Source organism: Collinsella phocaeensis (assembly GCF_900119895.1).
Taxonomy (GTDB): domain Bacteria; phylum Actinomycetota; class Coriobacteriia; order Coriobacteriales; family Coriobacteriaceae; genus Collinsella; species Collinsella phocaeensis.
The window spans coordinates 25,703-50,172 of sequence record NZ_FQLR01000002.1 but is presented as its reverse complement, the minus strand read 5'-3'; the positions used below and the strand labels follow the sequence as shown (position 1 = coordinate 50,172).

Genomic DNA, 24,470 nt, shown 5'->3' with positions numbered 1-24,470 from the left:
ACGGTCTCGTAGGTATACGCGCCCTCGTCGTAGCACCAGCGGCAGAAATCGTCCGTCTCGGTTCCATCCGCCTCATGTCCATGCTGGCCCGGTCTCGTGAACATCATGTCGCAGTTTTGGCGGTAGTTCCCGGGCATATCGGGCAAAGGGTTGCTGCTTGGAAGGAGGCGGGGTCCAATTCCCGTGCTATGCCTTCCTTCTCGTGCCGAGAGTCCCTGCGATGGTGACGAGCAGGACGATGGGCGTGATCCGTACAAAGACCCATTCGAGCCCGTGGAGCAACGTTGCGGCTACCGCGTATTCCGGATTGGAGAAATCCCATTCGAGATACGAGCTCCCGATTGTCGCCAGTGCGATGAGGACAGGGGCCGTGATGGCGGCAATTGCGATGCAAAGGGCGTGCAGCGCACGGCGCTTGGATTCCTGCGCTCGCGCGAACTGGTCGTTCAGCACCTCGAGCTTTTCGGAGAGCGCTTGCAGGCCCTCGGGCTCGGATGCGGGTACGGTCTCGCCCGGCAGTGTGCTCACCGGGGTGTCGAGTACCTCTCCGATGGCGACGAGCATCTCAGCGTCGGGCACGGAGAGGCCGCGATCCCATTTGGAAACCGTCTGCCTCACCATGTTCAGCTTGAGCGTGAGCTCCTCTTGGGACAGGCCTTTCGATTTCCTGAGGAACTGGATGTTTTCGTTCAGGATAACGTGTCCCTTCTCATGCCCGATTCCTACGTTACCGCAATGCTGTCCGCAGATGGCCCGTTGTCGCGAGCAACGGGTTGCAACATTGATGAGGACTGTTTGAGTTCACATGGGATGCAAGCTGCTGAGACCCGATATGAAGATGGTCGATTGCCCTTGCGCTCAGTTTTCGAAACCAGGGCTAGGTTCTTCGTTATTTAGATTGATTGACCCGCTTTGACGGCGGCGCGGCAAAAACGGTGCCGAGCTCGCGAAGCCCGGCACCGCCCAGAAACCCGCGGGCGGCGTGCAGGGGCGCCGGAAAAGCGGGTATACTGGTAGCGACTAGGGAGGCGTACGCCCTCCTGGAGAGAAGTAGGTGGGGTAAAACCCGCACGAACAGCCGCTCCTGCCAGGGCGGCTGTTCCCTTAACTGGCGAGTTTCACCCCTTGGCCGTTAGAAAACGGCAAGATAAAGAAGCGCGATCGATAGAACGAGCACGGCAGCTGCAAGCAGCAACGCGGTGAACTTCGCCATGGGAACCCTCCTAACCCCCCCTGCAAGGACTCGGAGGGCACCGCCCATGTCGCTTGTTCCAGTGTAGCACACTATACGAACACATGTTCTAGTATGCTGCTAAGGTCCTGTCAGAAGCACCGTCATTATCGTCCGGTAACAAAGCAGAGCGCGTGGCCCGTTGTTTTCAGGGGAATCAAGGTCACCGCGGAGTTACAATAATATCCATCGAAGATAAAAACACAGCGCCCGTCGGGTAGTCGGGCCGCGGGCACCCGCCTGCCAGTAACCTGCCTCCTTGGTTGTCCCTTCTTCGCGTAGCCCTACATAGAAGGAGGTCGCGGCTATGCGGAAGAGGGAAGTCTCATCGACTCTGACGGTCTACCATGACGGTCAGTTTTGGGTGGGCGTGGTCGAGCATGTCGAAGACGGCATGCTGAGCGTTGCGCGCATGGTGTTTGGCGCCGAGCCGTCGAATGAAGAGGTCTATACGTGGGTGATTGGGCATTGGTCGAGCCTGCGTCTGAGCGCGGAGGCGGAGCCTGTTGGACCACGTGTCGGGCGGCTGCCCGGCAACCCCAAGCGTCGTGCCCGCGAGGCGGCGAAGGCGATGCGCCAGCATGGACCATCGACTGCTTCGCAACTTGCGCTCGCTCGCGAGCGAGAGCGCTCGAAGGAGGAGTCTCGATCCGAGTGTGCAGCGCGCGGAAGGGAAGAGGCGCGTGTTCGATGGGAAAAACGTCACGAGAAGAGGCGTCACAGGCACCGCGGGAAGTAAACGGTCCCTGTCTCCGTCCGCGGGACGTGGTTGGTCTGCCTGGATGAGTGGAAGGTGGGGCCACCGGCAGGACTCTCGAGTAAGCTCGCATAATTCGCTCTGTTAATGCGAGGATTGAAAAATCACATTGCCTCATGCTTGTTTTCGGAAGGATGGTGACCCTATGGGCTGGATAGAAGGGTTGAATGCCTCTGTGGACTACATAGAGGAGCATCTTGATGGCGATGTCGATATTGCGCGCGCGGCGTCTTTTGCGTCTTGTACCGAAGGTCAGTTCCGAAGGATCTTTTCTTATCTCGCGGGGATGGGACTGGCGGAGTACGTGCGCAAACGTCGTTTGTCGTGCGCCGCGCTCGATCTGTCAAGGGGCGAGCGCGTGCTCGATGTGGCAGTGCGGTATGGCTACTCTTCGCCAACGGCGTTCAATCGAGCATTTCAAGAGGTCTTAGGCATGTCTCCCAGTGAGGCGAGGTGCCTCGGCGCCCCTCTTCTCGTCTTCCCGCGATGCACGTTCGCCCTTACCGTTACGGGTGCGGAGCCCTTGCCGTGGAGGGTTGTGACCCAGCAGGGGATGCACCTCGTGGGAATATCCGCATCCTGCGGAACTGCTCAAGGTAAGCCGCTGGTTCAAATGTCCTCTTCAGGCAGAGAGAGCTTGAGCAATCTTTGGAAGAGAGCTTCGCAAGATGGGGTTATCGAACGGCTTGTCGCGCTGGCGGATGGGTCGGGGCCTCAAGGAATCCTCGGCGTCAACGTGTGCAAGGACGACGATGGCCAAAGCTACCAGATAGCCGTCGCGTCGTCACGTGAGGCGCCGGTATGGGCGGATGAGATGCATGTTCCATCCGGTCTTTGGGCCGTGTTCGATTGTATGGGCCCTTGCGACACGGCGACGGCGGAGTGCTATCGCAGGATCTACTCCGAGTGGTTGCCCTCGTCAGGATACAAGCTATCGGGAGACGTGAGCATCGAGGTGTATCCGCAAGGAGATTTCTCGTCCGCGTCATATCGCAGCGAGATATGGATGCCCATCTCGAAGCGGTTCGGTGCATGACCATCCTTCCTTCTGTCCGCTGCGGGTTTGCCGCATGGTTCGTCCATGAGGACGAGGAGAAGGAGGAATACAACATGAAAGAACCCTGCACCAGTGGAGCTCGTCAACCTGTTAGCGGGCTGATGACGGCCGGACTCATGCTCGCGTTGTTTATCGCTGCGCTTGATTCCACCGTGGTGGCAACGGCGCTGCCAACGATTTCGGCCGCCTTGGGCGGGGCCGCGCATTATGCCTGGCCTATGACTGCATATCTTGCTTCAAGCACTGTGTCCACACTCCTATGCGGCGGCCTTGCGTTTCATTTCGGTTTGAAGCGAACGTATGCGTTCGGCCTGACTCTCTTTGCCGCAGCGTCTGCGCTGTGTGCCGCGGCGCCTACCATCGAGGTGCTAGCTGCGCTTCGTTTGCTTCAGGGAATTGGCGGCGGCTTGCTGGAAGCCGGCGTCTTCATAGCCGCCGCCGTGATGCTGCCACCGCGCGATAGAGGTCCCTATCTTGGGGCGGCGTCCGCCATGTACGGTGTGGCGAGCGTAATAGGACCCGTGATTGGAGGGGCCGTTGCCCAAGGGCTGTCCTGGCATGTCATATTCGTTGTGAACGTTCCGATCGCGATTGTCGCGTTTGCGCTATCGTCGGGGAGCCTGCCGGGTAGGGGCGATGGGCACCGTTCGGCGCAATTCGATGTGGCGGGAAGCGTGCTAGCATCGTTGAGCGTATTGAGCCTCGTTGCCGTGTTCAGTTTGGCGGGTGACGCGTTCCCCTTGGCGTCGCCCCAGGCAGCCGCTCTTATAGTGCTATTTGTTATCCTTACGTTTGTCCTGTACAGGATTGAGGCTGCTGCGAGTGCTCCCGTGATTCCCATGGGACTGTTCGGCCGCCCTAGGGTCGTCGCAGGATTCATCTCGGGCTTCTGCGTGCAGTTTGCGCTCATGGCGGGCGTGACGTATCTGCCGAGGCTTTTGCAGGAATCGATGGGTATCGCCGCCGCCTCATCGGGTGCGGCGCTCATTCCCATGACGCTTGCCCTCATGCTTGGAAGTAATGTGTCGGGTGCCCTGTTCAGGAAGAATGGCAGGCTTCGTGCGCTTGCGGTGACATCTTCGTTCGTGATCTTAACTGCGGCTGCAGCGTTTATTGTTAGGGGGCAAAGCCTGACCGCACCTCTGGTTACATTGCTCGCGGCGGCGCTTGGATTGGGCGTCGGCGTGGGTATGCCGGTTTCCAATCTATCGGCGCAGACGGGGGCGGACGCTCGCGACGCCGGCAGGGCAACGTCCTCGGCGATGTTCTTTAGGGGATTTGGCGGAACCGTATCCACTGCTGTATGCGGAATGCTTGCCCCCGCTGCATCCCCTGCCGGTACCACTTGGGTGTTTTGTGCCGTGCTTGTGTCTGCAGCGGTGGGCCTTGCGGTGTCGATTCCTATTGCAAGGAGAATTTCGTCCTAAATGATTTCAAGGTGATGCTTGCATCAGCGCCTAGGTGCGGCATTATTGGTAGAGTTTCGGCGTTGCTCTATTTGCTCCATCTGCGCAGATTGGGCAAGATCGCCCCCAATAGCGAAGCACACTCGTCCACGGACCAGTCCATGTTCTGGGCCATGCGCGGTGCGCAGTCCTCGATCATCTCCTCCATGGTGGTCTCGTAGGTGTACGCGCCTTCGTCGTAGCACCAGCGGCAGAAATCGTCGGTCTCGGTGCCGTCCGCCTCGTGTCCGTGCTGGTCGGGCCCGGTGAACATCATGCCGCAGCTTTGGCAGTAGTGCTCGGGTATGTCGAGCAGGCGCGTCACGGGGACGTCGAGCTCGTGCGCGATGAGCTTGATCATGTCGATGCCGGGCTCGGTCGCTCCGGTCTCCCAACGGCTGACCGCCTGGCGCGTGATGTAGAGGCGTGCGGCGAGTTCCTCTTGGGTGAGGCCGCGTTCGCGGCGGGCTTGAACCAGGGCGTCTTTGAGCAGGATCATGGCGGGTCTCCTTTGATTGGGGCGTAGACGGCGGGGTTTGATCCCGCCGCTTGCCTGCGATTATCCTGCGATGCGGCGCGCTGGTCGAGCAACGGGCTGTTGCTTGGAAGGAGGCGCGGCTCAATGCTCGTGCTATGCCTTCCTTCTCGTGGCGCCAGCCCCTACGATGGCGACGAGCAGGACGACGGGTGCGATCCGCACAAAGACCCATTCGAATCCATGGAGCATCGTTCCTGCCACCGCGTATTCCGGATTGGAGAAATCACATTCGAGATACGAGCCGCCGATCGCCGCCAGTGCGATAAGGACAAGTGCCGTGATGGCGGCGATTGCGATGCAAAGGGCGTGCAGCGCACGGCGCTTGGATTCCTGTGCTCGTGCGAACTGGTCGTTCAGCACTTCGAGCTTTTCGGAGAGCGCTTGCAGGCCCTCGGGTTCGGATGCGGGTACGGTCTCGCCCATCGGCGTGCTCACCGGGGTGTCGAGTACCTCTCCGATGGCGACGAGCATCTCAGCGTCGGGCACCGAGAGCCCGCGTTCCCACTTCGAGACCGTCTGCCTCACCACGTTCAGCTTGAGTGCGAGCTCCTCTTGGGACAGGCCTTTCGATTTCCTGAGTTCGCGGATGTTCTCGTTTAGCATAAGGAGCCCTTTCTCTCGTCCGGTTCCTACGTTACCGCAATGCTGTCCGCAGATGGTCCGTTGCCGCAAGCAACGGGATGTAACAGCGGGCCGTAGCAGCGCGATTGCTTGAGGGCGTGCGCTGATGAGGGCACAGCTTGCGAAAGCAGGAAAGGGTAGGCGTTTTCGATTTGGAGCCCGTTTTGTCATCATTGCGAGTGAGCAAAGATGAGCCCTGCGGTTTCTTCGGCGCTTGTCTCATAATGATGGTATCGCTGAAAAACGGCACCAGGATCGCGAGGCCCGGTGCCGCCTAGAAACCCGCGAGTGGTGTGCAGGGGCGCCTGAAAGCGGGTATACTAGTAGCGACTTGGGAGGCGTACGCCCTCCTGGTTTGGATGTAAGTGGGGCAAAACCCGCACGGACAGCCGCTCCGGCACAGGGCGGCTGTTCCCTTATATGGCGAGTTTCACCCCTATATCGCTAGCGAGCGATAAGGAAGAACAGCACGATCGATAGAACGAGCACTGATGCCGCAATAAGCAGCGCGGTGATTTTCGCCAAGGGAACCCTCCTAACCCCCTGCAAGGACTCGGAGGGCACCGCCCATGTCGCTAGGTCTAGTATACCATGAAATGAGAACATATGTTCTAGTTGGTAAGTGATTGCCCGTCTTGACGGCGTTGGGCGGTACGATTCCGCATTGCGTTTTTGCTGCGTCTTATCTCCTTGGAGAATTGGGGTGCAAGTTCCTACTGATTTGACGTTCCGGTCAATCTACCTGCGGTTTGCAACCGCAGGGTGCCTGCAAGTTGCGTAAAATGAAGCCTCAGGTTGGTGGTCATCGCCTCGCGGCAACCGTAGTGTGTAAGTCGCCGGCAGGAAAACATCGAACGCTGGGATGTCGGGGCGAGCCGTCGCAATGCGTTGGCATTGCATCACTCGAGCCGCCGTTCCCCAGCCAACGAGAGGACCCATCATGAGCTTCCGCACCAACCTGCAATATCTGCGCGCAGAGCGCCACATGACCCAGGAGCAACTCGCTATGTTGCTCGGGGTGTCCCGCCAATCCGTCACCAAATGGAAGGCCGAGGGGTCCTACCCGGAGATGGACAAGCTCATCAAGATGTGCCAGATCTTCGAGTGCTCGCTGGACGATTTGGTGACCGGGGATGTATCCCGCCACGGCGTCCCCGCACGGGATGATCTGGGCGGCTACTCGCCGGTGCGCGCCCCGTCGGGGAGCATCATTGGTGAGGAGCCCGCCGCGCCGATGGCAGTCGCGTCATGGGGTGCTCAGCTCGACACGCCCGTTATCCCCGTGCGCTCATTTCCCGTCAGCGGCACCCCCACGATTCCCGCCGGTCCAGCTACGGATGTATGTGGTTACGACGAGCACATGGTTACCTTCGCGCGCAAAATCGCGATCGGCGTCGTGCTTTTTATCCTCGGTGCGGCGGCCGCCATCTTCACCGATGAGGTCATGCATTCGGACGGCATCGTCCTCCTCGCGGCGTTCGCGTTCGTCGCCGCCGGCCTCGCATTTACCATTCCCGCGGGAATCGACCACGCCGCATTTGTCAAGGCGCATCCCTACGTCGCTGATTTCTATACGGCGGATGAGAAGGCGACTGCTCGGCGCCGCGCCTCGATCGCAATCGTGGCCGGCATCGCGGTGATTCTGCTCGGGGTTGCCGTGGCAGGTTTGTTCGAAGTTGAGTCCAACGTGCAGGTATACGGCAATTCGCTGATGATGGTGCTGGCCGCGCTCGGCGTGGGGATGATCGTCCACTGGGGCATGCTCTGGGGGCGCACGGACCTTGCGGACTACAACAAGGAGTGGCTCGAGACCGTCGAGCTGAGCGACGACGAGTTGGCGCAGCTCGACCAGCAGAGTCGCGAAGCGTACCTGCGCGCTAACAACCCCAGGCGTCGCGGCGTCACCGATCGCAAGGGGAAGGCCTGCATGGTGATCATGCTCGTCGCCACGATGGTGGCGCTGGTATGGCTTTTCGCCGCGTCCGTCATGGGCGCGTCCGAGGGCGTCTCCGGCTTGTTCTGGCTTCCCTGGGTCGTCGGCAGCCTTGGCAGCGGAATCGCCTTGATCGTGATTGACGATGATGACCCCTAACTTCAATGTGAGGGCAAGCGCTAATCGAGGCCCGGCATTGACGCCCGGAAGATTGCCTATGACTTCCTTCCGATTGGGCCCCTTGAATCGGCTGAACAACATAGGCAATCGCAAGGGGCCCATAGACATTTCGGGGAAGCCGCGGGGACACCGCAAGAGCTCATAGGTAATTTCGGAGAAGCCATAGGCAATCGACGGATGCCTGGCCCGACGGCAGGCTGGTTAGTTCAGCAACCCCCATACGGCAAAGCCGAGCGCGCCGCCGATGAGCGCCGCGGCGATGAAGGTCAGCAGGTCATACGCCAGCCGATGCTTCGTCGGCCACGAGCGGCGGGGGAGTGCGCGCGGGTCGCGCTTGATATCCGTCTCACCGTTCATGAAGGCAAGGATCTCGCGGTAGGTCACCAGGTCGTTCTCGCGTTTGATGCGCTCCAGGACCGTTGCGACGACAAGCGCCGCTATGGCTGGCAGGAACGCCGTGGCGGTGGCGATGCCGATGCCCCAGGCTCCCTCCATCCAGGCAAACGCCGGCGATAGTATCAGCGCGAATGCCAGCACCAACAGTGCGAGCATCAGTACGGCAAGCCACAGCATCCGCGTTCCCAGGCGCTTGCGGCCCCTCTCGACAGCCTCTTCCATAACGGTCACGTCTCCCTTCACGAGCGTGTCTATGGAGGTGTCGAACAGGACGCTCAGCATGAGCAGGCTTTGTACGTCTGGATACGTCTTGTCTCGTTCCCAGTTGGAGATCGTCTGACGCGATACGTAAAGCTTTTCGGCGAGTTGCTCTTGCGAAAGGCCCATCGCCTCGCGCCGAGTCTTGATCTGGTTGCTGATGTCCATCGTCACCTCCCGGTCGTGAAGGAGCGTCCCGCGAATGCGCCGCGGGCGCTATCGAATCTGTTGTACATCTTACGCGGCAAGGACCGCCGGCCTCTGCAAAATCTGTTGTACATGCTTGTGAGCTGGGAGATTCATGGGTTATGGCGCGATTGGAGCGTTGGGCGACCGGCGAGTATCCGCTTTCAACTTCGGGGCGCTTTGAAAAGTTCGGTGCACCTGTGAACCATATACCGCATGGAAAATGGTTCACGGGTGCACCGAAGATCCGGCAGCTGCACCGAAGATCAGATATGTGCACCGAAGATCCGATACGCGCACTGACGATCCGGTAGGCGCACCGAAAGCGCCGCCCCGTACGGCCCTTTATGGACATCTGGTTATGGACATCTGGTTCAACGTGGTGGGCGACACCGCTTGGCCATGCTGACGTGCAGCCCCATGGCGACGTATCCGATCGCGGCATAGGCGATACCGTAGAACGCGATGTCCCGGCTGCCCTCGACCGCGAGGGGAAATAGGAGGGCGAAGGCGGCCCCGAGCACCGCGGGCACCCAGAAGAGCGTTCGCGCGGAGCCCGCGGCGAGCAGGCCGAGGGCAACCGCGGCGATCGGGAGAAGGGCGTAGAGGGGCGCCATCATGGAGAACATCCCCGCATCGGGTGGGACGGCGCCGACCAGGAGGGTGGGGACCACCCAGCATGCGGCGGCGATGGCGGCTACGGCGATGAGCGATGCGCGCGCGGTTGCGTTCATGGGGCCTCCTCAATGAGAATCGCCCCCATTCTGCCACGAGGGGCGAGAATGGGGGCGATTATGTCGGCAAGTGGGCCTGAAAATGCCTGGTCAGCGGTCGATCATAATGGCTTCGGCAGCTGAGATACGTGCTCGGAGCGGAGACTCGGGTGTTCGGCATTCTCCGAATGGGGTTATTTCTCGTCCCCTTTGGAGCGTTCCTCCTTCTTTGGCAGCCTTCCCGCGCGCTTGAGGGCGTCGCGCAAGATCCACTCTGCCTGGCCGTTGGCGCTGCGCATCTCATCGTCCGCCCAGCGTTGGACGGCCTCCCATATGGCGGGGTCTATGCGAAGGGGGTATTGCTTGCGTGCCATGACGTGCTTTCTTATCGAGCTGAGGTGCGTGTGGCTGGAAAACCTCAGTTTAGGGACTGTCCCTAAACTGAGGTTGGGTGGTTAGTACAGAGAACCTGCGTTCAGGACCGGGTGCGCCTCGGATTCACCGCAGAGCACCACCATGAGGTTGCTGGCCATCTGCGCCTTGCGCTCGTCGTCCAGCTCGATGGTGCCACCCGCGGCCATCTCCTTAACGGCCATGTCGACCATGGAGACGGCACCCTCGACGATTTTCTTGCGTGCGGCGATGACGGCCTCGGCCTGCTGGCGACGCAGCATCGCCTGGGCGATCTCGGGGGAGTAGGCGAGGTGCGTGAGGCGGGCGTCGTCCACCTCCACGCCGGCGGGGGCCAGACGTGAGGCGAGTTCGCGGCGCAGGGCCTCGGAGACCTCCTCGACGTTGGCGCGCAGCGTGATGGCGCCGGCGGCGTCGGACTCGTCCTCCAGGTGGTCGTAGGCATACACGCTGGCTACGTGACGCAGCGCCGTCTCGGCCTGCATGGCCACGTAGCTCTGGTAGTCGTCCACGTCGAACAGGGCCTTGGCGGTGTCGGCCACGTGCCACACCACGACGGTGGCGATCTCGATGGGGTTGCCCATCTTGTCGTTGACCTTCAGGCGCTCGCCGTTCAGGGTGCGCACACGGGTGGAGATGGTGGTGGACAGACCCTTGGCGGCGTTCCCCGCCGCCTTGACGCTCTCGCTCAGGGAAAGACTTGCCTTTGCGGCGGCTGCGGCCATGGCGTCCTCGGAGGCACCGCTCACGCCCATGCTCCTGCTAAAGAACGGGTTTGCCCAGAAAAAGCCCTCGTCGCGCACGGTGCCCACGTACTTGCCAAAGAGGATGCACACGCGGGCTTGGCCGGGCTGAAGCGAGAAGAAGCCGTTCAGCGGCAAAAACCAAAAACAAAAGGCGACGATGCTGAACCCTAGGCCCCAGCCGTAGACGGCAGGCGCGTCGACGCCGTCCGGCGTTCCGGCGATGCCGGCGAGGCTCCAGGTGAAGAGGCCGACGATGGCGAGCAGCGCCGCGATGACGGTGGCGAGCATGCCATAGCCCGACGTGGCCTTGAGTTGCTTTTCCACGCTCATGTGAGTTCCTTTCACGACTGCGCCGGCGTTTGCGTGACGGCCCCGGCGCCGCCTCCAGATTGCGATGGGGAGGAGGCGAATCCCCGGGCAGTCCGTGCGACTGCTGATTGCATTGTGATATCACATTGAGACCATGTCAAGAATAATCGGATGCCGTCTCGCATGGCATAAGTGGTTCGGGGCGCCCGGCATCTACGCTCCGTAGAGGTCGCCCTGTTGCATCTCGGCTCGCAAGTCCCTATAATATCCCCCACTCACGACTGAAGGTTTACCTCGAGATTTGGAAAGGGGAGCTGCACCATGCTTGCTTCCATGAGGATTTGGCTCTAGCCACGGTCGCGTGAGCGACCGGTACTTCGCTGCATATCACCGATCGCATCAAAGGATTATTCCATGACACAACCGAATCCCCGCGCTTCTTGGAAGCGTTCGCTCGCCATCGTCTGGATCGGCGAGTTCTTCTCCGTGCTCACGAGCTCCATTCTGCAGATGGGTCTCATCTGGCACGTCACCCTCACCACTGGCTCCGCGAGCGCCTTGTCGTTCGTGAGCCTGGCGGCCTTCTTGCCCATGGCGCTCCTCGGCGCCTTCGCGGGCACCATCGTGGACCGCACGTCCATCAAGCGTCTCATGATCGGCGCCGATCTCTTCATCGCGGCCGTGAGTCTCACGCTTGTCTTCGGCTCGCTTCGGGGCGACCTCTCTGTCGCCGTCGTGGCGGCGGTGCTGTTCGTCCGTGCGCTGGGCAGCACGCTCCATGCGCCCGCCTTCAACGCGCTCACGCCGCTCATCGCCCCGCCCGAGGCGCTCGGCAAGCTGGCGGGCATGCTGCAGTTCATGCAGTCTGGTAGCTACATTATCGGCAACGCCATCGCCGCGGTGGTCTACCCGGCGTTTGGCCTGACCTTCATGATCGCGCTCGATGTCGCCGGCGCGGTGCTCGCGAGCATCGCGGTGGCGACCTCCGGCATCAAGACGCCGGCGCCCGAGCGCCATACGCCCGAGGAGAACGCCGAGGCGTCGCACCACGCGGTGCGGGCCTTCCTATTGGAGACGGCCGACGGGTGCCGCGAGCTCAAACGTCATCACGGTCTGTTCGCCATGCTCTGGATCGGTTTCGCCTTCTCGGTCCTGTTCTCGCCCATATCCGCGCTGTTCCCGCTCATGGTGTTCGATCATTTTGGGGGCACCACTACGCAGTCGGCCATCGCGGAGATCGCGTTCTCGGTCGGCATGATCGCGGCGAGCGGCTGGATCGGGGCGACGGGCGGCCTTAAGAACCGTGCGCTCTCGTGCACGCTGGCCATCGGCCTCTTCGGAGCGGTCACGCTCGCGGGCGGCCTCGTACCCCCTTCCGCGCTCGTTGTGTTTCTGGGGCTTACGTTCGCGATGGGGGTCTCGAGTCCGCTGTACAGCGCGCCGCAGATGGCGCTCATGCAGGAGCGCGTCGATCCCGAGTGCATGGGCCGCGTCTTCGGCCTGTACGGAGCGGTCTGCAGCTGGGCCATGCCCGTGGGGCTCGTCGCGTCGACCTTGTTCGCGGACGCCATCGGCGTAAGCGCGTGCTTCGTGCTCATCGGTGCGGCGATGGTGATTCTCTCGGGAATCACCTGGGCGATCCCGAGCATCCGCAAGATTGGGTAGCGCTCTGGCGGAGCGCGTTTCGTGTCGGACGGCTCGTAGGGTCGCTGCGACGTGAAGGGTGGTCGACGGTGCGCCTGCGAGGGCGCAGTCGGCCGCCCTTTTGTTTAATTCGTCTGGCCCGGCGCCGATCATCATCTGTTCGCCGGGCGATTGCGATGCCGCCGCTTGCCGATGCGCGGCCCCTTACGTTGTGCGCATCCCATCGTTCTGGTAGCGTTTCCTGCAGTTAATCTCCAGAGCCCGAGGCGGTGGCCCCTATGAGTAATCTGCTCGAATCCATTCTGCGCGTCGGTATGACCGTGTTCATCGTTGGCCCGCTCACTGCATGGGTCGCCCGCCGCGGCGCGCGCGAGCGCAGTGAGGCGACGGAAAGCCTCGATCGCTTCACGGTGCGCATGCCCGCTGCCATTCGCACGATCATGGCATGTTGCGCTGTCGCGTTCGAGCTGCTCATGTTGGGTGTTTACGTCTGGCAGGGCGTCTCGCTGGGCGAGTGGGACCACGAGCTCGTGTGGTTCGGCCACGCCGTGGCGCTCGCAGGCATGGCCATTTGGGCGCTGTTGAGCATCCCGCGTATCGACGTGGATGGTGAGCGCATTCTCTCGCGCAACGTCTTCGGCATCCGCAGGGAGTCGACGTTTGGCAACATCACTCGCGCAACGCTTCACACGCAGATGATGAGGATCGACCTGTTCGAGGGCGATCGAAAGTTCTGCTCGATAAGCCTCGAGGGGGTGTGCTCGCTCAATCTCCTTGCCCGTCTGGAGGAGGAGGGCATCGAGATCTCGGACGCTGTCGACGGCCCCATGACCAAGGCGGGCCTGTGTTGGTCTGCCATCAAGCCGTTGACGATTGTTTTCAACGGCATGGCACTCGTCTTCTCGCTCGTGATCGCCTTCATGGCTGTTTTCACCGATGCCGGTGCTCGTCTGCTCTTGCTCGTCCCGTTCCTCTTCCTGTTCATAGGGGGACTCCTGCCCCTGCTCATGCTCAGCATGCCCCTCCGTGGCATCTACGAGATCGGCAGGCAGGAACGCGAGCTCGGTTTCTCCTTCGCCGAGGAGATGGCAAGTCGAGGTGCCACGGGCACTTCGCTTGTCGACGACGATTGGTTCATCGAGATCAGCAACGCCCGCGTCGTGGCGTTCCGCCGCGATTACCTCAAGAAGGTCTCGGCGCACGAGGACAGCGAGAGCGGTGACCGTTGCGCGGTCACGGCCGTGGACGGCCGCAAGTTCAAGGTCTACGCTGCCGGGAGCACCCTCGAGGACCTGCGCGGCTGGTTCAAGAACGGCGCGGGGAAGAGGGATGCGGTGGGCCGTGCCGGAGCGGCCCTGGAGACGATCGGATAGGTTTTCGGAGGGGGTCCCGGGCCGTTCTCGCTCGAAGGCCCCTACAGTGACTTCTCGAAGAACACGTCCATGGCGGTGTGCAGGCTGCTCGGAAGCGGCTCGCCGCTTTCGCGGTAACCGAGCGCGCGGTAGAGCGCGACAGCGGCGACGAGGTCGTGGTGCGTCTCGAGGTAGAGCGTCGAGAAACCGGCCGTTCGTGCAAATTCCTCGACCGCGGCGGTGAGGCCGCGCGCGATGCCTCGATGCCGCCATGCGGCCGCAACATAGAGCTTCTGCAGCTCGGCGACGCCGTCCGCGCCGGGCACGGGGGAGCATCCCGCTCCACCGACCACCTCGCCGTCCCTCTCCGCCACGAAGTAGGTCCGGTTGGTCGCGGCGCCGTAGTGCGCGCTGAGGTGGTCGAGCTCGGGGTCGAAGTACGCCGTGCCGGGCACGTTGAGCCCATGGGCCTCGAGGCTGCGGCGCACGATCGCCGCCATCGCGGCGTCGTCGCGGGGTTCGATTGCGCGGATGATCATGGGCGCTCCTCGTGTGTTCGCTGGATGAAATGACATGATAGCGCGTTCATTCGGGCGCAGGATGCGTCGGCACCGCCGGGCGGCGGTCGATTCCCGCGTTTGGCGAGAAGATGGAGATGGGGCGGACGCGGGTTTCCGATGAAACTTCTAACCCTATGAGGTAATAATGGCACGCACGACGGCCGCGATTCGGCGCGGTCGCCATCTGTCGAGAAGGGGGAGCGCCATGGCTACGCAGGAGCAGGTCGACGAGATCATACGGCTTGCCGAGCGCGTGCATTCGTCCGATGCGTTTCGTTGCATGGACGAGGCGAACGCGGGCATCGGCGGAACGATGCGCATGCTTGCCGAGGCTCGCGGGGCCGGGACCGTGGTCACCGCGGGCGACATCGCGGAGAAGCTCGGCGTGACCACGGCGCGTGTGGCGGCGCTGCTCAAGCGCCTGGAATCCAAGGGGCTCATCGCCCGCCGCCGGAGCCAGGCGGACGCCCGCGTCACCGAGGTCGTGCTCACCGATGAGGGGGCGGCCCGCGTGCAGGCGTTTCGCGAGGAGGTGCGCGCGCAGGTCGCGATGCTTGTCGACGAGCTGGGCGAGGATCGTCTGCGCGCGTTCTTCATCACGGCTTCCGAGATCCGCGCGCGGCTTCGTCCTCCCACGATGCATATGTAGGACGCCCGCGCTGCGCGTACGGGTCTCCGACGGGTCCTCGCATCCATTGTGCGTCCTGCCGCCATGGACCGAGCGGGCGCCCGACGGGGCCCGGTTCGGCGCGCATGTATATCTCATGGGGTTAGATAAGGAGAAGATGTTGCTCAAGTTATTCCGAAACCTGACGAAACGGGAATGGGGGCTCGCCGCCACAGCGCTCGCGTTCATCGTCTGCCAGGTCTGGCTCGACCTCAAGTCGCCCGAGTACATGGCCGAGATCACGCGCCTGGTGCAGGTCGAGGGCTCGACCATGCCCCAGATCCTCGCCGCGGGCGGCAAGATGCTCGCCTGCTCGCTCGGCAGCCTCCTCGCGGCGGTCGCGACGGCGGTCTGCTCGGCGCGGATCGCGGCGGGCTTCGGCGGAACCATGCGCGCGAAGCTGTTCGGCAAGGTCCAGTCCTTCTCCATGGAGGAGATCGGGCGGTTCTCGACGCCGAGCCTGATCACGCGCTCCACCAACGACGTCATGCAGGTCCAGATGCTCATCGTCATGGGCCTGCAGATGCTCATCAAGGCGCCCATCACCGCCGCGTGGGCCATCACCAAGATCGCGGGCAAGCGTTGGGAGTGGACGGCTGCGACGGCCGTGTCCATCGTGGTGCTTCTCCTCGTGGTCGCCGTGTGCCTCGTCATCGCGACGCCGCGGTTCCGCCGCATGCAGCGCCTGACCGACGACCTCAACCGCGTGTCGCGCGAGAACCTCTCCGGCCTCTCGGTCATCCGCGCGTACAACGCCGAGGGCTACCAGGAGCGCCGCTTCGGCGAGGTGAACGACACGCTCACCAACAACCAGCTCGTGGGATACCGCACCATGGTCTTCCTCATGCCCACCATCCAGGCAACGATGAGCGGGCTGTCGCTGGCCATCTACTGGATCGGCGCGGTGCTCATCAACGCGTCGGCGATGGCGGGCAAGATCGCGCTGTTCTCTGACATGATGGTGTTCTCCCAGTACGCCATCCAGGTGGTCATGGCGTTCATGATGCTCGTGATGATCTTCATGATCCTGCCGCGCGCCCAGGTCGCGGCCGGCCGCATCCGCGAGGTGCTCGACACCGAGCCCTCCATCACGGGTGGCGAGCGCGCCGAGGGCGAGCCCGGCATGCGTGGAGAGGTCGAGTTCCGCGACGTCACCTTCCGCTACCCGGACGCCGAGGGCAGCATGCTGCGACATGTCTCCTTCGCCGCGCACCGTGGCGAGACGGTCGCTCTCATCGGATCCACGGGATCGGGCAAGTCGACGGTCATCAACCTCATCCCGCGCTTCTACGACGCCACCTGGGGCCAGGTGCTGGTCGATGGCGTCGACGTGCGCGACTACTCCGTGCGCGCGCTGCGCAACAAGATCGGCTACGTCTCGCAGAAGGCGACGCTGTTCGGCGGGACGGTCAGCACCAACGTGGCGTACGGCGACAACGGCCGCGGCCCGGTGAGCGAGGCCGACGTGGCGGACGCCATCGACACCGCGCAGGCGGCCGAGTTCGTCCAGAAGATGGAGGGCGCCTACCACGCCCAGGTCGCCCAGGGCGGCGCGAACCTGTCCGGCGGTCAGCGCCAGCGCCTGTCCATCGCGCGCGCGATCGCGCGCAAGCCCGAGATCCTGATCTTCGACGACAGCTTCTCGGCGCTCGACTACAAGACCGACCGCGTCTTGCGCGACGCGCTCGCCCGTGAGTGCGCCGACGCCACGCGCATCATCGTGGCGCAGCGCATCGGCACCATCCGCGATGCGGACCGCATCATCGTGCTCGAGGACGGTCGCGTGGTGGGGCAGGGCACCCATGCCGAGCTCATGCGCGATTGCGAGACCTATCGGCAGATCGCCCTGTCCCAGCTGAGTGAAGAGGAGTTGATGTAGATGGCAGCCATGCATGCTTCGCCTGCGCCGCGCGGACCTATGGGCCACGGCGGCCACGGGCCGATGGGCCACGGCGCGCGCGGCGCCGCGGGGCAGCATATCGATCGCGGGACCTGGGGCAAGCTGCTCAGGTACTGCCGCCGGTTCGTCCCCGCGGTGGCCGTCGCGCTCGTCTGCGCGATGATCGGCACGGTGCTCACGCTGCTCGGTCCCAACATGCTCTCCGACATCACCGATGCGGTGCAGGACGGCATCGCGCCCGATACCGAGAAGCTCGAGCAGGTCGTCGAGGCCGTCGCGGGCAATATCGAGGCGAACGCCGAGGCGATGGCGCGCCAGCAGGCCGCCGCGATGGCCGCCGCCGGCGCAACGGAGGGCGCGGGCGGCGGAGCTGCGATGCCGCCGGCGGGGATGGGCGCCGCTGCCGCCACCGGTTCCGGCGCCGCGGCGGGCGCCGCACCTTCCGACGCGACGGCCGCCGTCCCCTCGATGGACGACCTCGCGAGTATGTCCGCCGAGACGCGCGATGCGCTATTCACCGACGTCGAGGTCGACGGCGTGACTATCACCAGGGACGATCAGCAGAAGCTGCTCGACATCTTCGCTGATCTCGACATGAGCGACACCGAGGCTGCCATGGCGGCGCTCGACGAGCTGCCCGCTTCCGTCAAGGGCCTGGTGGAGCCCGGCATCGACATGGACCTCGTGGCCCGCATCGCGCTCATGCTCGTGGGCTTTTACGTCGCGAGTTACGTGCTCACGGTCGTGCAGGGCTGGATCATGACGACGGTCACGCAGCGCATCGGCCGCAGCATGCGCGCCGACATCTCGGCGAAGATCAACCGTCTGCCCATGTCGTACTTCAACGAGGTGCCCAAGGGCGACATCCTCTCGCGCATCACCAACGACGTGGACATGCTCGGCCAGTCGCTCAACCAAAGCGTCGGCACGTTGCTCTCCGCGGTGGTCCTGTTCTTCGGCAGCCTGTTCATGATGGTCACCACCAACGGCTGGATGACGCTGGCCGCCGTGGGCGCCAGCCTGCTGGGCTTCGCGCTCATGATGGGTATCATGGGCCGCAGCCAGAAGTACTTCCTGCGCCAGCAGTCCGCGCTGGGCGCGCTGTCGGGCCATATCGAGGAGTCCTACACCGGCCATTCCGTCATCGCGGCGTACAACGCCGAGGACCGCGTGCGGGCCGAGTTCGACCGCATGAACGGCGAGCTGGTGAGCGCGGGCTTCCGCGCCCAGTGCCTGTCGGGCCTCATGATGCCCATCATGATGTTCATCGGCAACTTCGGCTACGTCGCCGTGTGCGTGGTGGGCGGGGCGCTGGCGCTCGACGGCCAGATCGGCTTCGGCGTGATCGTCGCCTTCATGCTGTACGTGCGCTACTTCACGCAGCCGCTCTCGCAGATCGCCCAGGGCGTGCAGGCGCTGCAGTCGGCGGGCGCCGCGGGCACGCGCGTCTTCGAGTTCCTCGAGGCCCCCGAGATGGCCGACGAGTCCGCCAAGCCGGCGCGCCGCGCGCGCGACGTGCGCGGCGAGGTGGAGTTCGACCACGTGCGCTTCACGTACCCCGGCTCGGACAAGCCCGTCATCAAGGACTTCTCGGCCCATGCCCTGCCCGGGCAGAAGGTCGCCATCGTGGGCCCCACGGGCGCGGGCAAGACCACCATGGTCAACCTGCTCATGCGGTTCTTCGAGATCGACGGCGGGCAGATCCGCATCGACGGCGTGCCGACCAGCGAGATGCATCGCGAGGACGTCCACGCGCTGTTCTGCATGGTGTTGCAGGACACTTGGCTGTTCGAGGGCACGGTGCGCGAGAACCTCGTCTACTGCGACGACGCCGCGACGGACGAGGACATGCAGCGCGCCTGCCGGGCTGTGGGCCTCGACCACTTCATCCGCTCGCTGCCGCACGGCTACGACACGGTGCTGAACGACCAGGTCAACCTCTCGCAGGGGCAGAAGCAGCAGATGACGATCGCGCGCGCGATGATCGCCGACAAGCCGATGCTCATCTTGGACGAGGCGACCTCCAACGTTGACACGCGCACCGAGCTCAAGATCCAGCAGGCGATGGACGAGCTCATGCGCGGCCGCACGAGCTTCGTCATCGCGCACCGCCTCTCGACCATCCGAAACGCCGACCTCATCCTGGTGATGAAGGAAGGCGACATCATCGAGAGCGGCACGCACGACGAGCTGCTCGCGGCCGGCGGCTTCTACGCCGACCTCTACAACTCGCAGTTCGCCGAGTAGAACCACCGTGCAGGGGCGTCGATCTTCGGGTCGGCGCCCCTTTCGCACCAAGCCTCGCTCAAAAAGGGGACAGGCACTTATTTGAGACCCTCACCGGCGTATCGATCGCTCGCCGTCGCTCTCAATTTGGTGCCTGTCCCTTTTTTGAGGTTACCGCCTGAGAGTCGTTACGCTACGCCGGCGGGCCAGCGGCAGGCGGCGAGGTCGACGCGGCCGTCTGGGAGGAACGCGACGCCTTCCGCCTCGAGCATCGCTCGCTGCGCCTCGGGGCCTCCGAACGCGAATCCCGCGGCGAGGCGGCCGTCGGCGAACACGATGCGGTGGCAGGGGATCTCGCCGGGGCGCGGGTTGACGTGGAGCGCGTAGCCTACGTAACGCGCTCTGCGCGGCTCGCCTATCAGCTTGGCGATCTGCCCGTAGGTCGCCACCATGCCGCGGGGCACCTGCTCGACCATCCCGTATACGCGCTCGAAGAACCCTTCGGATGCATCCGCTTCCATGTGCCCGCCCCTCTCCGCCTCATCGATAGACAGCAAAAGTGTACTCGACGTGAGAGCGCCCCGCATGCGCGCCGGGATTGGCGCGGCGCATGCGGGGCGCTTGGATCTCAGGTCGAGGGCAGGCGCTGCATCGAGGTCGGGGCCGCATTGCATTTCAGCGCGGCCCGTCTGCTCAAATCGGTGCCTGTCCCCATTTCGAGGGGCAGGGGTGGGGCTACGCGCCCCAGACCTCCTCGGCGATGCTGCGCACGAGCGCGATCTTGGCCCACTGCTCGTCCTCGGTGAGCTTGTTGCCGATCTCGCAGCTGGCGAACCCGCACTGCGGGGAGAGGCAGAGGTCCTCGAGCGGGACGTAGCGCGCGGCCTCGTGGATGCGCGCGATCACGGCGTCGCGGTCCTCAAGCTCGGGGCGCTTGGTGGTCACCAGGCCGAGGACGACCTTCTTGCCCGGCGCCACGTGCGCGAGCGGCTCGAAGCCGCCGGAGCGCTCGTCGTCGAACTCCAGGTAGAAGGCGTCGACGTTCTCGCGGGCGAACAGGACGGGGGCCACCAGGTCGTACGGGCCGCTCGATGCATAGGCGGAGTGGTAGTTGCCGCGGCACACGTGCGTGGTGACGGCCATGTCGGCGGGGCGCCCCTCGAGCGCGAGGTTGTTCACGCGCAGGTACTTCTCGGCCTCGGCCTCGGGCGTGGAGCCGGCGGCGCGGACGCCCGCCTGGAAGCCCTCGTCCACGAGCGCGCCCCAGGTGCAGTCGTCGAGCTGCAGGTTGCGGCAGCCCGCGGCGTAGAGCTCGGCGATCACGGTGCGGTACGCCGCGCCGATGTCCTCGAGCAGCTCGTCCTCGTTCGGGTAGAAGCTGCGCGTGCGCTCGGCGGCCGCCTCGTCGCGGTAGAGCTCGAGCAGGAGCTGGGCGGGGGCGGGGATGGTCTGCTTGGCCGCGTGCCCCGGCTCCTCGAGCGCCTGCACGAACGTGAAGTGCTCGACGAAGGGGTGATGCTCGCCGGTGATCTTGCCCGTGAGGACGGCCGAGCCGTGAGTGGTCTCCTCGCCCACGAAGAAGTAGCCGTGGTCGAGCTCCACGTGCTCGATCCCGCCGAGCCCCCACATGAAGTCGAGGTGCCAGTAGGAGCGGCGGAACTCGCCGTCGGTGAGCAGCGGCAGGCCGGCTTCCTTCTGCTTGGCGACGAGCTCGGTGATGCAGGCGTCCTCGACGCGGGCGAGCCCGGCGTCGTCGAGCGTCCCCGCGGCGTGTGCGGCTCGGGCCTCCTTGAGCGCCGCCGGGCGCAGGAAGCTGCCGACGACGTCGAATCGGGTGGGTGCGAGAGCGGGCATGATGGGTTCCTTTCGTTGGATGCGGTATCTGATGAAAGGAGTATGCACGCCGTGCAGACGATTGGGAAATACTTAAAGTGATCTGAAGTCGATAGGAAAAACCTATGACGGAGGGCCCTGGGGAATATGCGACCGGATGGCCTCGACGAACGCCTCGCCATAGCGGGAAAGATGCGTGTCGCGGCGCGTGGCGATGCCGACCTCCATGCGGTCGTCGACGTCGAGCGGGACGGCGACGATGGTTTCGCCGTTGAGCTCGTGCGAGATCACGCCCGAGCACACGGTGTAGCCGTCGAGGCCTATGAGCAGGTTGAAGAGGGTCGCGCGGTCGCGCACGCGGATGTTCTTGGAGCGGCCGAGCGTGGACAGCGGCTCCTCGGAGAAGTAGAACGAGTTGAAATCCCCCTGCTCGTAGGAGAGGTACGGGTATCCGGCGAGGTCGTCGAGCGCGACCGACGCCCGTCCCGCGAGGGGATGGGACGACGAGAGGAAGACGTGGGTCGCACAGGAGAAGAGTGGGCGGAACTCGAGCTCCTCCGCGCGGAGCATGCGGCCGATCACGTCGCGGTTTGCGTCCGAGAGGTAGAGCACGCCGAGCTCGCTCTTCATATGGGCGACGTCCTCGATGATCTCGTGCGTCTGCTCCTCGCGCAACGTGAATTCGTACCGGGCGGCGTCGAACGCGCGGATCACGTCCACGAAGGCGTTCACGGCGAAGGAGTAGTGCTGGCACGAGACGGCGAAGCGCGGCACGGGCTCGGTGTCGCGCTTGTAGCGCTCCTCGAGCAGGTCGGCCTGCTCGAGCACCTGGCGGGCGTAGCCGAGGAAGGTCTGGCCCTCGGTGGTGGTCACCATGCCCTTGCTCGTCCGCTCGAACACCGTGATGCCCATCTCGCGTTCCAAATCGCGCACGGCGGCGGTCACGCTCGGTTGCGATACGAAAAGCCGCCGCGCCGCCTCGGTGACGCTGCCGCACGAGGCCACCTCGACGATGTATCTGAGTTGCTGAAGCTTCACAGGGCTCCTTCCTGCGCTGCGCCCTGCGTGCGGACATAGGCCCGCTCGACCTCGGCGACGTAGGCGGTGTGGTAGTCATGCTCGGGGTAGTTCCGCTCGTCGCAGGAGGCGTCCCAGAACAGCTTCGGGTCGATCTCGTCGGCGTAGAGCACGCGGCAGGCGAGCACGAGCTCGGCCTCCTCGAACGCGAAGTCGCCGCCGAGCTCGATCGGGGTGAGGCCCACGCGCGCGATCTTGTCCTCATCGCGCCCGCTCACGCGCCCGAGCACGCCGAGCGCCGCCTTGTGCTCGGGTGCGTAGAAGGAGAGGGTGAAGCGCCCCGTGCGGTCGATGAACTCCTTGGTGTAGCGCTGGGGGCGGACGTAGACGGTGGCGACGTCGCGGTTCCAGAGCACCCCGAGGCAGCCCCAGCTGACGGTCATGGTGTTGACGCCCCTCGAATCGCCGGCGGTGAGCAGGGCCCACTCGCTGCCGAACTTCTCGAACGGGTTGAAGGCGGGCAGGTGCGTGTCTACGGGTTTGAACGGCATGATGGCTTCCTTTCGGTTCGCTTGGGCTGGCCCGCTGCCTACAGGGCCCCGAGGTGGGCGACGTAGTCCCGTGCGCCCTCGGGGACCGAGAGCGTGAGCCGCTGCCCTCCGGCCTCGAGGGTGATGTAGCCGGGATCGACATAGGTCGTGATGACGGCGTCGAGGCCTTGGTGGCTCGTCTTTACGCTGTGCTGCTCGACGGCTCCGGCGGGCAGGGTGACGATGCCCCACGAGGGTATGTCGAGGCCGTCGATCGCACGCGCGACTTCTTCTTGGCTGCGGCCGGTCGCTTCCGCGATGCGCGGGGTCTGGCTGCGCAGTGCGGCGTCGATCGCCGATTTGGCGCCCGACGCGTCGAGCGCGGCGTTGAGCGCCGCCTCGGTGAGACTCTGCCGGGCACCGTGCGCGAAGTCGTGGAGCGCGAGGCCGCCGATGCGTCCGCCGCCCAGCGCGACGGCTCCTCCGACCGCGGCGACCGCCGCCGCACCGATCATGATGCCCCTGATGAGTCTCACGGGCGACCTCCCTTCCGTTCCGATGCGCCCCCCCCGCCCGTCGGGCGGAGCGCGGCTTGGCTCTATATGCCCGTTGGGCGCAGGGGCTATACGGCAGGGGCGCGCCCGGGTCCCCTCCCTGCCCGCGCGCAAGGTTCAGGCTCCAGCCGATGCGCCGGGTCCCACCCGGCCCCGAAACGGATTCGACATATTCGGCCCCCCTGGGCCGTCGCGGCTCGCGGTCACGCTCCATCTGCTAGCATGTCAGCACTTTATCGTAAGAAAGCGCAACACGGAAAGACGGAGGACATGCATATGGCGACTGACGACACGAGCACCCGTCCGGCGCGGGCGTTCAAGGTTCCGCGCCTTCCGGGCGACATCATGATCTACCCCATGATCGCGGGCCTGCTCATGAACACCTTCTGCCCGCAGGCGCTGGAGATCGGCGGGTTCTTCACGGCCGCCACGCGCGGCGGCGCCAACGCGGTGGTGGCGGCGATCCTGCTGTTCGTCGGCGCCGGCATCTCGTTCAAGGCGACGCCGGGCGCGGTCAAGACGGGCGTCGCCGTGCTCATCCCCAAGCTTGCGCTCGCCGCGGCGATGGGCCTTGCCGTCGCATGGTTCTTCGACGACGACCTCTTCGGCCTGTCGTCCGTCTCCATCATCGGCGGCATCTCGTTTTGCAACATGGCGCTCTACACGGGCATCATGAGCGAGTACGGCGACGAGGCGGAGCAGGGCGCCGTGGGCATCCTGTTCCTCACCGCGGGGCCCACGGTGGCCATGGTCATCCTGGGCGTGTCGGGGCTGGCGAGCATCCCGCTGGGAACCGTCGTCGGATCGGTCCTGCCCCTCGTCGTCGGCATGGTGCTGGGCAACTGCTTCCCGTTCGTGCGCGACCTGCTCAAGCCGGGCGCCAACCCCGCGATCGCCGTGCTGGGATTTCAGCTCGGCTGCTCGATGAGCCTCGCGAGCTTCGTGACCGGCGGCCTGTCCGGCATCCTGCTCGGGCTCGTGACGGTGTTCGTCGTGGGCCCCGTCACCTGTCTGTTCGAGCGCCTGTGCGGCGGCACGGGCAAGGCCGCCATAGCCTGCTCCACGATCGCCGGCACGGCCATGACCACGCCTGCCGCGCTCGTGGAGGTCGCGCCGCAGTATGCCGCGATCGCGCCGGTCGCCTACGCGCAGATCGCCACGGCGGTGATCGTCACCGCCCTGCTCGCCCCGATTCTCACGGGCTGGTACGACAAGCGCTTCTGCGCCAAGTAGGCGGGGACGCAAAGGGTCGAGGCGATGACGCCACGAGGAGGCCTCGCGGCGTTTTTCCTGCGCGCCGCGTCGGCGGGTGGCATCTTCGCGGCGGTCCGGCTTGGCCGCATCTCGCCGGCGCGGTGTCGTCAAGACGGGGCGGGCCCCGGCGTCCGTCGTGCGCCCGGGCGCAG

23 protein-coding genes and 1 pseudogene are annotated in these 24,470 nt (G+C 64.4%); 10 read left to right on the top strand and 14 right to left on the bottom strand.

Going from position 1 to position 24,470, the window contains the following annotated elements:
* Positions 1-23 precede the first annotated feature (23 nt).
* Together BQ7355_RS09285 and BQ7355_RS00220 are read right to left on the bottom strand one after the other, a co-directional pair.
* Positions 24-104 (bottom strand): annotated as a pseudogene (locus BQ7355_RS09285) (zinc ribbon domain-containing protein); the annotation flags it as partial.
* An 82-nt stretch (positions 105-186) separates the two neighbouring features.
* Complete coding sequence (locus tag BQ7355_RS00220) at positions 187-681, bottom strand: helix-turn-helix domain-containing protein (RefSeq protein ID WP_275886583.1); 495 nt, start codon at positions 679-681, stop codon at positions 187-189.
* Between the two features lie 857 nt (positions 682-1,538).
* Here BQ7355_RS00220 and BQ7355_RS00215 point away from each other — a divergent pair.
* The 3 genes from BQ7355_RS00215 to BQ7355_RS00205 all read left to right on the top strand — a co-directional run bounded on the left by BQ7355_RS00215 (position 1,539) and on the right by BQ7355_RS00205 (position 4,472).
* Positions 1,539-1,970, top strand: coding sequence for a YjdF family protein (locus BQ7355_RS00215; protein WP_072414364.1), 432 nt, complete (start codon positions 1,539-1,541; stop codon positions 1,968-1,970).
* Positions 1,971-2,133: 163 nt separating this feature from the next.
* Positions 2,134-3,024, top strand: coding sequence for an AraC family transcriptional regulator (locus tag BQ7355_RS00210; RefSeq protein ID WP_072414363.1), 891 nt, complete (start codon positions 2,134-2,136; stop codon positions 3,022-3,024).
* The gene (locus BQ7355_RS00205) at positions 3,021-4,472 is read left to right on the top strand and encodes an MFS transporter (RefSeq protein ID WP_240307269.1); all 1,452 of its coding nucleotides are present in this window, start codon (positions 3,021-3,023) and stop codon (positions 4,470-4,472) included. The genes BQ7355_RS00210 and BQ7355_RS00205 overlap by 4 nt, the downstream gene beginning before the upstream one ends.
* Positions 4,473-4,539: 67 nt before the next feature.
* On the opposite strand, the gene BQ7355_RS00200 is transcribed toward BQ7355_RS00205, so the two are convergent.
* The gene (locus BQ7355_RS00200) at positions 4,540-4,989 is read right to left on the bottom strand and encodes a zinc ribbon domain-containing protein (RefSeq protein ID WP_083581333.1); all 450 of its coding nucleotides are present in this window, start codon (positions 4,987-4,989) and stop codon (positions 4,540-4,542) included.
* A 132-nt stretch (positions 4,990-5,121) separates the two neighbouring features.
* Positions 5,122-5,631 carry a helix-turn-helix domain-containing protein gene (locus tag BQ7355_RS00195; protein WP_072414362.1) on the bottom strand — a complete coding sequence of 170 codons (510 nt, stop codon included), beginning with the start codon at positions 5,629-5,631 and terminating at the stop codon, positions 5,122-5,124.
* A gap of 958 nt (positions 5,632-6,589) precedes the next feature.
* Here BQ7355_RS00195 and BQ7355_RS09280 point away from each other — a divergent pair.
* Positions 6,590-7,741 (top strand): helix-turn-helix transcriptional regulator, encoded by a 1,152-nt coding sequence (locus tag BQ7355_RS09280; protein ID WP_072414361.1) that lies wholly within the window; start codon positions 6,590-6,592, stop codon positions 7,739-7,741.
* Between the two features lie 222 nt (positions 7,742-7,963).
* Here the strand turns inward: BQ7355_RS09280 and BQ7355_RS00185 are convergent, their stop codons facing one another.
* From BQ7355_RS00185 to BQ7355_RS00170, 4 genes are all read right to left on the bottom strand, one after another.
* Positions 7,964-8,584, bottom strand: coding sequence for a helix-turn-helix transcriptional regulator (locus BQ7355_RS00185; RefSeq protein WP_072414360.1), 621 nt, complete (start codon positions 8,582-8,584; stop codon positions 7,964-7,966).
* A gap of 392 nt (positions 8,585-8,976) precedes the next feature.
* A complete protein-coding gene (locus tag BQ7355_RS00180; RefSeq protein WP_072414359.1) occupies positions 8,977-9,336 on the bottom strand; it encodes a hypothetical protein in 360 nt (119 codons plus the stop codon).
* Between the two features lie 173 nt (positions 9,337-9,509).
* A complete protein-coding gene (locus BQ7355_RS00175) occupies positions 9,510-9,689 on the bottom strand; it encodes a type II toxin-antitoxin system antitoxin (RefSeq protein WP_072414358.1) in 180 nt (59 codons plus the stop codon).
* 81 nt (positions 9,690-9,770) lie between these two features.
* Positions 9,771-10,802 carry an SPFH domain-containing protein gene (locus BQ7355_RS00170; protein WP_072414357.1) on the bottom strand — a complete coding sequence of 344 codons (1,032 nt, stop codon included), beginning with the start codon at positions 10,800-10,802 and terminating at the stop codon, positions 9,771-9,773.
* Between the two features lie 393 nt (positions 10,803-11,195).
* On the opposite strand from BQ7355_RS00170, the gene BQ7355_RS00165 reads away from it, so the two are divergent.
* Together BQ7355_RS00165 and BQ7355_RS00160 are read left to right on the top strand one after the other, a co-directional pair.
* Positions 11,196-12,446 (top strand): MFS transporter, encoded by a 1,251-nt coding sequence (locus BQ7355_RS00165; RefSeq protein WP_072414356.1) that lies wholly within the window; start codon positions 11,196-11,198, stop codon positions 12,444-12,446.
* 257 nt (positions 12,447-12,703) lie between these two features.
* Positions 12,704-13,798, top strand: a complete 1,095-nt coding sequence (locus tag BQ7355_RS00160) for a hypothetical protein (RefSeq protein ID WP_072414355.1) — start codon at positions 12,704-12,706, stop codon at positions 13,796-13,798.
* Between the two features lie 41 nt (positions 13,799-13,839).
* On the opposite strand, the gene BQ7355_RS00155 is transcribed toward BQ7355_RS00160, so the two are convergent.
* Complete coding sequence (locus tag BQ7355_RS00155; protein WP_072414354.1) at positions 13,840-14,316, bottom strand: GNAT family N-acetyltransferase; 477 nt, start codon at positions 14,314-14,316, stop codon at positions 13,840-13,842.
* 226 nt (positions 14,317-14,542) lie between these two features.
* On the opposite strand from BQ7355_RS00155, the gene BQ7355_RS00150 reads away from it, so the two are divergent.
* The 3 genes from BQ7355_RS00150 (at position 14,543) to BQ7355_RS00140 (ending at position 19,151) form a co-directional block, all read left to right on the top strand.
* The gene (locus BQ7355_RS00150; protein ID WP_072414353.1) at positions 14,543-14,986 is read left to right on the top strand and encodes a MarR family winged helix-turn-helix transcriptional regulator; all 444 of its coding nucleotides are present in this window, start codon (positions 14,543-14,545) and stop codon (positions 14,984-14,986) included.
* Positions 14,987-15,122: 136 nt separating this feature from the next.
* Positions 15,123-16,883 (top strand): ABC transporter ATP-binding protein, encoded by a 1,761-nt coding sequence (locus BQ7355_RS00145; protein WP_240307268.1) that lies wholly within the window; start codon positions 15,123-15,125, stop codon positions 16,881-16,883.
* Positions 16,884-19,151: an ABC transporter ATP-binding protein gene (locus BQ7355_RS00140; RefSeq protein ID WP_072414352.1), complete on the top strand. Its 2,268-nt coding sequence runs from the start codon at positions 16,884-16,886 to the stop codon at positions 19,149-19,151.
* 167 nt (positions 19,152-19,318) lie between these two features.
* On the opposite strand, the gene BQ7355_RS00135 is transcribed toward BQ7355_RS00140, so the two are convergent.
* From BQ7355_RS00135 to BQ7355_RS00115, 5 genes are all read right to left on the bottom strand, one after another.
* Positions 19,319-19,651, bottom strand: a complete 333-nt coding sequence (locus BQ7355_RS00135) for an MGMT family protein (RefSeq protein ID WP_072414351.1) — start codon at positions 19,649-19,651, stop codon at positions 19,319-19,321.
* Between the two features lie 214 nt (positions 19,652-19,865).
* Complete coding sequence (locus BQ7355_RS00130; RefSeq protein WP_072414350.1) at positions 19,866-20,984, bottom strand: 5-methyltetrahydropteroyltriglutamate--homocysteine S-methyltransferase; 1,119 nt, start codon at positions 20,982-20,984, stop codon at positions 19,866-19,868.
* 102 nt (positions 20,985-21,086) lie between these two features.
* Positions 21,087-22,001: a LysR family transcriptional regulator gene (locus tag BQ7355_RS00125; RefSeq protein WP_072414349.1), complete on the bottom strand. Its 915-nt coding sequence runs from the start codon at positions 21,999-22,001 to the stop codon at positions 21,087-21,089.
* The gene (locus BQ7355_RS00120) at positions 21,998-22,531 is read right to left on the bottom strand and encodes a flavin reductase family protein (RefSeq protein ID WP_072414348.1); all 534 of its coding nucleotides are present in this window, start codon (positions 22,529-22,531) and stop codon (positions 21,998-22,000) included. The genes BQ7355_RS00125 and BQ7355_RS00120 overlap by 4 nt, the downstream gene beginning before the upstream one ends.
* 38 nt (positions 22,532-22,569) lie before the next feature.
* Positions 22,570-23,046: a hypothetical protein gene (locus BQ7355_RS00115; protein WP_072414347.1), complete on the bottom strand. Its 477-nt coding sequence runs from the start codon at positions 23,044-23,046 to the stop codon at positions 22,570-22,572.
* Positions 23,047-23,340: 294 nt separating this feature from the next.
* Here BQ7355_RS00115 and BQ7355_RS00110 point away from each other — a divergent pair, with 294 nt between their 5' ends.
* Entirely contained in the window at positions 23,341-24,297 is a 957-nt protein-coding gene (locus BQ7355_RS00110; RefSeq protein ID WP_072414346.1) for a 2-keto-3-deoxygluconate permease, read from the top strand.
* The last annotated feature ends 173 nt before the right edge of the window (positions 24,298-24,470 follow it).

Bases quoted from the DNA above. Each gene is read 5' to 3' on its own strand.
- BQ7355_RS00215 (WP_072414364.1), top strand. From the start codon at position 1,539: ATGCGGAAGAGGGAAGTCTCATCGACTCTGACGGTCTACCATGACGGT.
- BQ7355_RS00210 (WP_072414363.1), top strand. From the start codon at position 2,134: ATGGGCTGGATAGAAGGGTTGAATGCCTCTGTGGACTACATAGAGGAG.
- BQ7355_RS00205 (WP_240307269.1), top strand. From the start codon at position 3,021: ATGACCATCCTTCCTTCTGTCCGCTGCGGGTTTGCCGCATGGTTCGTC.
- BQ7355_RS00200 (WP_083581333.1), bottom strand. From the start codon at position 4,989: ATGATCCTGCTCAAAGACGCCCTGGTTCAAGCCCGCCGCGAACGCGGC.
- BQ7355_RS00195 (WP_072414362.1), bottom strand. From the start codon at position 5,631: ATGCTAAACGAGAACATCCGCGAACTCAGGAAATCGAAAGGCCTGTCC.
- BQ7355_RS09280 (WP_072414361.1), top strand. From the start codon at position 6,590: ATGAGCTTCCGCACCAACCTGCAATATCTGCGCGCAGAGCGCCACATG.
- BQ7355_RS00185 (WP_072414360.1), bottom strand. From the start codon at position 8,584: ATGGACATCAGCAACCAGATCAAGACTCGGCGCGAGGCGATGGGCCTT.
- BQ7355_RS00180 (WP_072414359.1), bottom strand. From the start codon at position 9,336: ATGAACGCAACCGCGCGCGCATCGCTCATCGCCGTAGCCGCCATCGCC.
- BQ7355_RS00175 (WP_072414358.1), bottom strand. From the start codon at position 9,689: ATGGCACGCAAGCAATACCCCCTTCGCATAGACCCCGCCATATGGGAG.
- BQ7355_RS00170 (WP_072414357.1), bottom strand. From the start codon at position 10,802: ATGAGCGTGGAAAAGCAACTCAAGGCCACGTCGGGCTATGGCATGCTC.
- BQ7355_RS00165 (WP_072414356.1), top strand. From the start codon at position 11,196: ATGACACAACCGAATCCCCGCGCTTCTTGGAAGCGTTCGCTCGCCATC.
- BQ7355_RS00160 (WP_072414355.1), top strand. From the start codon at position 12,704: ATGAGTAATCTGCTCGAATCCATTCTGCGCGTCGGTATGACCGTGTTC.
- BQ7355_RS00155 (WP_072414354.1), bottom strand. From the start codon at position 14,316: ATGATCATCCGCGCAATCGAACCCCGCGACGACGCCGCGATGGCGGCG.
- BQ7355_RS00150 (WP_072414353.1), top strand. From the start codon at position 14,543: ATGGCTACGCAGGAGCAGGTCGACGAGATCATACGGCTTGCCGAGCGC.
- BQ7355_RS00145 (WP_240307268.1), top strand. From the start codon at position 15,123: ATGTTGCTCAAGTTATTCCGAAACCTGACGAAACGGGAATGGGGGCTC.
- BQ7355_RS00140 (WP_072414352.1), top strand. From the start codon at position 16,884: ATGGCAGCCATGCATGCTTCGCCTGCGCCGCGCGGACCTATGGGCCAC.
- BQ7355_RS00135 (WP_072414351.1), bottom strand. From the start codon at position 19,651: ATGGAAGCGGATGCATCCGAAGGGTTCTTCGAGCGCGTATACGGGATG.
- BQ7355_RS00130 (WP_072414350.1), bottom strand. From the start codon at position 20,984: ATGCCCGCTCTCGCACCCACCCGATTCGACGTCGTCGGCAGCTTCCTG.
- BQ7355_RS00120 (WP_072414348.1), bottom strand. From the start codon at position 22,531: ATGCCGTTCAAACCCGTAGACACGCACCTGCCCGCCTTCAACCCGTTC.
- BQ7355_RS00110 (WP_072414346.1), top strand. From the start codon at position 23,341: ATGGCGACTGACGACACGAGCACCCGTCCGGCGCGGGCGTTCAAGGTT.